Genomic DNA, 7,890 nt, shown 5'->3' with positions numbered 1-7,890 from the left:
GGCCGAGCGCGCAAGGGCACGTGATGATGAGAACGGCGATCGCGATCGTCATTGCCAAGTGCCAGTCGCCGGACGCGACCACCCAGCCCAGGAATGTCAGCAAGGCCGCGAGATGAACCACAGGTGCATAGAGGGCAGAGACCCGGTCGGCGATCCTGCGATACTGCGAGCGGCCACCCTCTGCGGCCTCCATGAGTCGGACCATTTCGGCCAGGAAGGAATCCTTCGCCGCGGCCGTCGCCTGCATGGTCAGCGAACCAGTGAGATTGAGCGTGCCGGCCTGCACCTGCGCTCCCGAGCCCACGGTCCGGGGCGCGCTTTCCCCGGATACCAGCGAGCAGTCGAGATCAGAGATTCCGCTGAGGATATTGCCATCGACCGGAATCCGCTCGCCGGCCGCGATGAGCAGTTGCATGCCCGGTTCGATCTCGCCGACGGGCAGGTAGTCGCGTGTATCGTCACCCCGCAGCACCATGGCGCCGCGCGCCGCCAGTTGCGCCAGGCCGTTCACTGCGGTCCGTGCGCGCTCCCGCATCACGTGATCCAGCGTACGGCCGATCAGAAGGAAGAACAGCAAGGACACCGACGCATCGAAATAGGCGTGCTCGCCGTGCGTGATCGTCTCGTAGAGGCTCATGGCATAGGCGAGCGAGACACCGACCGCTATCGGGACATCCATGTTCATGCGACCGTGGCGCAGCGCATTCGAGGCCGAGCGGAAATAGATGCCGCCGGCGAAGGCGAGCGCGGGGATGGCGATCAGCGCCGAAACCCAGTGGAATAGGTCGCGGGTCGCGCCTTCTGCGCCGGACCAGACCGAGACCGAAAGCAGCATGATGTTGCCCGCCGCAAAGCCAGCGACCGCGACGGCGCGGATCAGTTCCGAGAGCGTCTTGTCCTTCCCGTCAGGCTCCGGATCGAACAGGTGCGCTTCATAGCCCAGTCGTCCAAGCGTAGCGACGAATGCTGGAACCTCATCGCCACGCCAGCGGACCGAAACACGTTTTGTCGACAAGTTGACGCGAGCGCCTTCGACATGGCCCAGCTTGCCGATTGCCGTCTCGATCGTCTGGATGCAGGCAGCGCAATGAACCGTTGGCACCGAGAGGTCGGTCTGGTGCAGGTCATCGCCAAGCGAGCGGCTGGCTAGCCTGATTTCCTGGCTCGACGGCAGGGCGGATGTGGCCCCGTCGAGATCCAGCGCCATTTCGGCGCCTGGTGCACAACAGCTCATTGCAGCGCTCCATGGGAAATCATGATTCTACGCACGTCGCGATAGGGCTCCGCCAGACCGGCGTCGGCATCGATTTCGACGATCCAGACGCCGTCCTTCGGTGTATGACGGACGCCGAATTCCTGGCCCGAGCCAGAAGCCAGAACGACAGTCTTGTCCTCTGCTTCATAGGCAGGATGACGGAACCGGACTTTCACGCCATGCAGTGGAACAGGCTTGCCGGCGGCGTCGCTCAAGCTGTAGCGCACGTTGCCCGACACGATCGTCAGTTCGCCAGTCCAGCCGAGCGCCGCCTGCGCGCGACCTTCCTCCGCCTTTCGGTTGAACTGCTGGCTCGCCACATAGGTGTTTTCGACGACAAGGCCAGTCCAGCTCTTGCTGGCGAGGGTCGCCATGGTCACGTTGACCCCAATGACCACGCCAAAGAAGCCGAGAATGGTGAAAAGCATGTGCCGGCCGGTGAATTCGCGGGATCTCTGCGAATGGGCACTCATCTGGCGTTCTCCGGTGCATTGAACGTGGCTGTGTATTCTGCGGACTCGTGGCCGGCCCTGTCGTCGATCCGGAACTTGAAGCTTTGCGTGATCCCAAGAATCTGTCCCGGGGGCTGGCGCACGAAAACCTTCAGCGTCTTCAACCGGTCAGGCTCGACCAGGGTGGCGAAAGAGCGAGCCGGAGTAAGATCGTCGCCGACCGTGCTCATCTCGGCGCCCGGCAGACCTTGCAAGGTGAGGACGATGGTCCTTGGCTCAGGGATCATGTTGAGCAGCTTGACGGTGTAGCCGTTGCGGATCGAGCCGTCGGAAAGAGTGACGAATTGAGGGTTGCGGTCGTGCAGGACATTGATCTCCAGCCGCTCGCGGGTCAGCAGCGAGTAAACCAGTGCGACTCCGACTGCCGACCAGGCGCCAAGATAGATAAAGGTGCGCGGACGGAAGATCTTGCGTATGTGGAAATGCGCCAACTTCTCGGAGAATGTGCCGCCGGCGGTTCGCACCAGCGAAGGGTCCACCGGGCGTTCACCGCCCCCAGTGGCCACAGCCATGTTGGCGTTGTAATCGGACAATGTCGCATAGGAGATCAATCCGCGCTCCCTGCCGAGCTTGTCCATAATGCTGTCGCAGGCATCGATGCAAAGCGCGCAGGTGATGCATTCAAGCTGCTGGCCGTCGCGAATGTCGATCCCCATCGGGCAGACTGCGACACAGGCGTTGCAGTCGACGCAATCGCCGATTGGCTGTCCAGCGGCTATGGCCTTCTTGGCATGGCGCGAGCGGGGCTCGCCGCGCCAGTCATTGTAGGTGACGGTGAGCGAATTCTCGTCCAGCATGGCGGCCTGAATACGCGGCCACGGGCACATATAGGTGCAGACCTGCTCACGCATCAGTCCGCCGAACGTGTAGGTGGTCGCCGTCAGCACAGCGATGGTTGCGTAAGCAACCGGTGCGGCAGCGCCAGTGAAGACTTCGCCAATCAGCGTCGGCGCATCAGCAAAGTAGAAGATCCAGGCGCCCCCCGTGGCTGCCGCTATGACTAGCCAGATCGCGTGTTTCGACGCACGCAACACAAGTTTGCGCGCGGTCCATGGGCCGGCATCGAGTTTCATGCGTGCGTTTCGATCGCCCTCGACCGCACGCTCGACGACGAGAAACAGGTCGACCCAGACAGTCTGCGGACAAGTGTAGCCGCACCAGGCCCGGCCGACCGTGGATGTGATCAGGAAAAGGCCGATGCCGGCCATCATCAGAAGGCCGGCGACATAGTAGAATTCCTGGGGCCATATCTCGATGAAGAAGAAATAGAAGCGGCGGTTGGCGAGATCGAGGAGCACGGCCTGGTCTGGGGCGAACGGCCCGCGATCCCATCTCAGCCATGGCGTCAGATAGTAGATGCCCAGCGTAATCGCCATCACCAGCCATTTGAAGCGGCGAAAACTGCCCGAGGCCCGTTTCGGGAAAATCTTCTTCCGGGCAGCATAGAGCGGCTGCCGGGTCTTGGCGGAATTGACCGCCTGGGCTTCCAGTCGTTCTACCTGTATCTGATCCAGCACGGTTGTCTCCACTCGCGCGCTGGCGATTGTCGTGCCCGCGCTGAGCCAAACAATGCCGCTCGGCCGGCCGAGCCGCGTTGATGCAGGTCAATCTTGGAATGTCGGAAATGAACCGAGGCCCGGCGCGGCCGGGCCTCGTCGCTTTGGCGGCTGAGGGAAGAGAACAGGCCCCCGCCTTCCTATTTTCCGCCGCCAAGCGAATGGACGTAGACCGCAAGTTCCTTGACCTTGGTCTCGCCGAGACGTCCGATCCAGGCTGGCATGACGCCATGTTTCGGCTCGCGGACCTGGGCCGCGATGGCCGTCTCGCCCGATCCGTAGAGCCAGATCGCATCGGTCAGGTCAGGTGCCCCGAACTCCCTGTTGCCCTTCGCATTAGCGCCATGGCAGGCGACGCAATTTTCCGCGAACACCTTGGCGCCGGGCTCGATCAGGCCTTTGTTCTGGACCGGACCGGAAAGGCCGGCGACATAGGCGCTGACCTGCTTGATCTGGTCGCCCGTGATGATGGCACCAAACGCAGGCATTTCCGATTGCCGCGTATCCGGATCCGAGGCGAAGCGGATGCCGTGCATGATCGTCTGCTCAACCTGGGTGGCCATGCCGCCCCATAGCCAGTCGTCGTCATTGAGGTTGGGAAAGCCTTTGGATCCTTGCGCACCCGAGCCATGGCACTGGACGCAATTGACCTTGAACGTGGCTCCGCCGGCCGCGACCGCGAATTCACGCAGCGCGTCGTCAGCAGCAATCTGGGAGACGGTCTTTTCCTGGATGGCAGCGACATATTTGCCTTTGGCGGCTTCTGCGGCCGCCAGCTCGTTCCTGACATCGTTGCGGCTGGAATAGCCGAGCACGCCCTTCGTCGCTGAAGATAGCATCGGCCATGCCGGATAGGCGATGGTGTAACCCACTGCCCAGATGATGGTGACGTAGAAAGTTATCACCCACCAGCGGGGAAGAGGATTGTTGAGTTCCTTGATGCCATCCCACTCATGGCCGGTCGTCGAAATACCCGAGACGTCGTCGATATGCTCTGAGCTCATGATCAATCGTCCTTGAGGGGAATACGGGCGGCTTCATCGGCCTGGGCGCGGCCACCCGGCCGGAGTGCGAAAGCAATGCATCCGACAAAGAAGACCGCCATGGCGAGCAGGCCCCAGCTGTCTGCGAATTCCCGCATCAGAGTGTAATCCATGTTCGCTCTCCTCAGCGGTAACCGGCGGCTTCGTCATAGTTTTTGAAATCGACCAGGGTGCCGAGCATCTGGAGGTAAGCGACCAGGGCATCCATTTCGGTGACCTGCTGCGGATTGCCATCAAAGTCGCCGATCTTGGCCTTCGGATAGCGTTTCTCGAGGCCAGACGTATCGGCGTTCGGGTCTGCCTGCGCGATCAGATCGGCGTTGGCGTTGGCGATCATGTCATCGGAATAGGGGACTCCCACACGCCTGTTCGCGATCAGATGCGTCGAGAAGTCCTTTATTTCGATCGGCGCGTCCTTCAGGAAGGCATAGCTCGGCATGATTGATTCCGGCACCACCGAACGTGGGTCCATAAGGTGCTGGACGTTCCAATCGTTCGAGTATCGGTCGCCGACCCGGGCAAGGTCAGGGCCAGTACGTTTCGAGCCCCACTGAAACGGATGATCGTACATCGACTCGGCGGCCAGGCTGTAGTGGCCGTAACGCTCGACCTCGTCGCGGAACGGCCTGATCATCTGGCTGTGGCAGAGATAGCAGCCCTCGCGCACATAGATGTTGCGGCCTGCAAGTTCGAGTGGCGAATAGGGCCGCATGCCTTCGACTCTCTCGATCGTGTTGTCGAGATAGAAGAGCGGCGCGATCTCGACGATGCCGCCGACAGTCACCACAAGCAGCGAGCCGACGAGAAGAAGCGTGGCGTTCTTCTCGATGATCGCGTGTTTGTCCATCAAGCCCATTGTCTGGCTCCTTATTCGGCAAGCTGGAGGGCGGGTTCGGAACCCGGCAATGGTTGCTCCTCGCGCTGATAGCCGAGGATGGTCATGGTGATATTCCAGGCCATGAGCAGCGCGCCGGAGAGATACAGCGCGCCGCCCGCCGCGCGCATCACATAGTATGGATGCATGGCGGCGACGGTTTCGGCGAAGGAGTAGACCAGGAAGCCCTGCTCGTCGTACTCACGCCACATCAGGCCTTGCATGATGCCGGAGACCCACATGACCGCGGCGTAGACGACGATCCCGAGGGTCGCCAGCCAGAAGTGCCAGGTGACCAGCCGCAGCGAATAGAGCCGTTGCCGGTTCCATAGCTTCGGCACCATGTAATAGATCGCGCCGAACGAGATCATGCCCACCCAGCCGAGCGCACCCGAATGGACGTGCCCGATGGTCCAGTCCGTATAGTGCGACAGCGAGTTGACGGTCTTGATCGACATCATCGGACCCTCGAAGGTCGACATGCCGTAGAAGGCGATAGCCATCACCATCATGCGGATGATCGGGTCTGTACGGATCTTGTCCCAGGCACCGGAGAGCGTCATCAGGCCGTTGATCATGCCGCCCCATGAAGGCATCCAGAGCATGATCGAAAACACCATGCCGAGCGTCTGTGCCCAGTCGGGGAGGGCGGTGTAGTGCAGATGATGCGGCCCGGCCCAGATGTAGAGGAAGATGATCGCCCAGAAGTGGATGATCGAGAGCCGGTAGGAATAGACCGGCCGGTTGGCCTGCTTGGGCACGAAATAGTACATCATGCCAAGGAAGCCGGCGGTCAGGAAGAAGCCGACGGCGTTGTGGCCGTACCACCACTGCGTCAAGGCATCCTGCACGCCCGAGAAGGCCGAGTAACTCTTCGAACCCAGGAAGGAGGCCGGCATCGACAGGTTGTTGACCACGTGCAGCATTGCGATGGTCACGATGAAGGATAGGTAGAACCAGTTGGCGACGTAAATATGCGGTTCCTTGCGCTTCATGATCGTGCCGAGGAACAGGAGGAGATAGGCGACCCAGACGATGGTCAGCCAGATGTCCACGTACCATTCGGGCTCAGCGTATTCGCGGCTTTCGGTGATGCCGAGGAGGTAGCCGGTGGCGGCCATGACAATGAAAAGCTGATAGCCCCAGAACACGAACCAGGCGAGATCGCCGCCGAAGAGCCGTGCGCGGCACGTACGCTGCACGACATACAAGGACGTGCAAAGCAGCGCGTTACCGCCGAAAGCAAAGACAACGCCGGATGTGTGCAGCGGCCGCAGACGGCCGAAATTGAACCAGGGCTGGATATTGAGATCCGGATAGGCAAGCTGCAGCGCAATGACCACGCCGACCAGCATGCCGACAACACCCCAGAACATGGTGGCGATGGCGCCGTAGCGGACCGGGCCATCCATGTAAGCCTCTGGGTCAATCGGGGCCGCCGGCTTGAACTCCGTCTTGCGCAACAGGATCGCAGTGAAGCCGGCCACGGCGAAGAACAACACCCACATGTGCTGGCGGAAAGGCTCATCCGCGCCGAAGCCTGCCGCGACGAGGGCCGCAAAGGCAAACAGGCTTAGAAGGACGATCTCCGTGCCAAATCTCATCGCGAAGTCCCCGATCTCGAATTTCCGGCGGATCGTGACCGCCATCGGCACGAATTCGGGATTTTCCCTTTTCTGGCCTTGATCCAGGTCAAAGGGCGGCTTCTTTTTTGTTTGGGGAGCGACAGTTCTGCAGAACGATGCAATGGGGCAGCCTGCAGGCGAACTGTTGGATTCAGATAGGGCGGCCGAAGCGGATATTATTACTTTCCCGGAGAAGGGACGATTGGCAGTTCAATCGCCGCAGCGTTCCTCAAGCCGAGCAACGCTTTCCAGGCTGATATGCCGCCTATTTGCAATCCTAATCACACCATCTGTTCGCAGCTTGGACAATTCGCGACTGGCAGTCCCGATCGTCAGTCCAAGAAAGTCAGCTATATCCGCGCGTTTGACTGGCAAGTCGAAGCTCATCGAGTTCGCCGAGTGGTTGCCAGGACCTATGTTCCTGGCAATCTTCAGAAGGAAGCTTGCGACCTTTTCCGAAGCAGTCTTGCGCCCCAACGCCGCCATCCAATAGCGTGCTTCGTCAAGCTGCTTCAGCGCGTGCTTTAGCAGCACACGCCTAAGCGCTGGCGTTTCCTCCATCATGCGCTCGATGATCGTCTTTGAAAACGAGCATAGCGTCACCTTCGTGAGGGCTCGCGCCGTGATGGGCCATTGTGCCTTGAAAGGCCTGCCCAGAAAATCGGGCGCGAAATGGAAGCCGACAATCTGCTGACGTCCATCCGAGAGGTTTCTCGTAAGTTTGATTACGCCGGACAGTACATTCGAGTAGGCTCCGTCGTCGGCCAATTCTGTCCCCCCCGGGATTTCATGCCTTGATGAAGCCTTGGCCAGGTTGACTAGTTGCCCAGTCTCAAGTGCGCCGCATAATCCACCTTGTCGCGCTTCGCAGGACTCACAGATCGTGGGAATGTCAGCTTGTTGAGCACCCTGTTTGATGGCCATTGTGACGCCTATGATCAATAGGACGCCTATTTGCTCCGACTGTGGCCTGCACCGCCTTGATCGAGATCAAGGCTTTGTCGGTGCTTGTTCCTAGGCCGGTG

8 protein-coding genes are annotated in these 7,890 nt (G+C 60.5%); all 8 read right to left on the bottom strand.

Translation table 11 applies throughout. The annotated features are described in order from the left end of the window. The coding region (locus EN780_RS01425; RefSeq protein ID WP_133372568.1) for a heavy metal translocating P-type ATPase at window positions 1-1,234 on the bottom strand (1,234 nt) is incomplete at its 3' end. Beyond that, on the bottom strand, window positions 1,231-1,728 hold the full coding sequence (locus EN780_RS01420; protein ID WP_127308703.1) for a FixH family protein: 498 nt from the start codon (window positions 1,726-1,728) through the stop codon (window positions 1,231-1,233). The genes EN780_RS01420 and EN780_RS01425, both read right to left, overlap by 4 nt. After that, entirely contained in the window at window positions 1,725-3,284 is a 1,560-nt protein-coding gene (gene ccoG / locus EN780_RS01415) for a cytochrome c oxidase accessory protein CcoG (RefSeq protein ID WP_128271739.1), read from the bottom strand. The genes EN780_RS01420 and ccoG overlap by 4 nt, the downstream gene beginning before the upstream one ends. Window positions 3,285-3,463: 179 nt before the next feature. Continuing rightward, the gene (ccoP, locus tag EN780_RS01410) at window positions 3,464-4,327 is read right to left on the bottom strand and encodes a cytochrome-c oxidase, cbb3-type subunit III (protein WP_127308705.1); all 864 of its coding nucleotides are present in this window, start codon (window positions 4,325-4,327) and stop codon (window positions 3,464-3,466) included. 2 nt (window positions 4,328-4,329) lie between these two features. Further along, window positions 4,330-4,479, bottom strand: a complete 150-nt coding sequence (locus EN780_RS01405; protein WP_127284833.1) for a cbb3-type cytochrome c oxidase subunit 3 — start codon at window positions 4,477-4,479, stop codon at window positions 4,330-4,332. Between the two features lie 11 nt (window positions 4,480-4,490). Beyond that, window positions 4,491-5,222 (bottom strand): cytochrome-c oxidase, cbb3-type subunit II, encoded by a 732-nt coding sequence (gene ccoO, locus EN780_RS01400; RefSeq protein WP_128271733.1) that lies wholly within the window; start codon window positions 5,220-5,222, stop codon window positions 4,491-4,493. Window positions 5,223-5,233: 11 nt separating this feature from the next. Next, entirely contained in the window at window positions 5,234-6,844 is a 1,611-nt protein-coding gene (ccoN, locus tag EN780_RS01395) for a cytochrome-c oxidase, cbb3-type subunit I (protein ID WP_127284831.1), read from the bottom strand. A 231-nt stretch (window positions 6,845-7,075) separates the two neighbouring features. Continuing rightward, window positions 7,076-7,789: a Crp/Fnr family transcriptional regulator gene (locus EN780_RS01390; protein ID WP_128271731.1), complete on the bottom strand. Its 714-nt coding sequence runs from the start codon at window positions 7,787-7,789 to the stop codon at window positions 7,076-7,078. Between the last annotated feature and the right edge of the window lie 101 nt (window positions 7,790-7,890).

This window comes from Mesorhizobium sp. M4B.F.Ca.ET.089.01.1.1, from assembly GCF_004022605.1.
Lineage (GTDB): Bacteria > Pseudomonadota > Alphaproteobacteria > Rhizobiales > Rhizobiaceae > Mesorhizobium > Mesorhizobium abyssinicae.
This window is presented reverse-complemented; position numbering and strand designations above follow the sequence as displayed.

Excerpts from the sequence above, each read along its gene's own strand:
- EN780_RS01420 (WP_127308703.1), bottom strand. The coding sequence starts at position 1,728 with ATGAGTGCCCATTCGCAGAGATCCCGCGAATTCACCGGCCGGCACATG.
- ccoN (WP_127284831.1), bottom strand. The coding sequence starts at position 6,844 with ATGAGATTTGGCACGGAGATCGTCCTTCTAAGCCTGTTTGCCTTTGCG.
- ccoO (WP_128271733.1), bottom strand. The coding sequence starts at position 5,222 with ATGGGCTTGATGGACAAACACGCGATCATCGAGAAGAACGCCACGCTT.
- EN780_RS01405 (WP_127284833.1), bottom strand. The coding sequence starts at position 4,479 with ATGGATTACACTCTGATGCGGGAATTCGCAGACAGCTGGGGCCTGCTC.
- EN780_RS01390 (WP_128271731.1), bottom strand. The coding sequence starts at position 7,789 with ATGGCCATCAAACAGGGTGCTCAACAAGCTGACATTCCCACGATCTGT.
- ccoP (WP_127308705.1), bottom strand. The coding sequence starts at position 4,327 with ATGAGCTCAGAGCATATCGACGACGTCTCGGGTATTTCGACGACCGGC.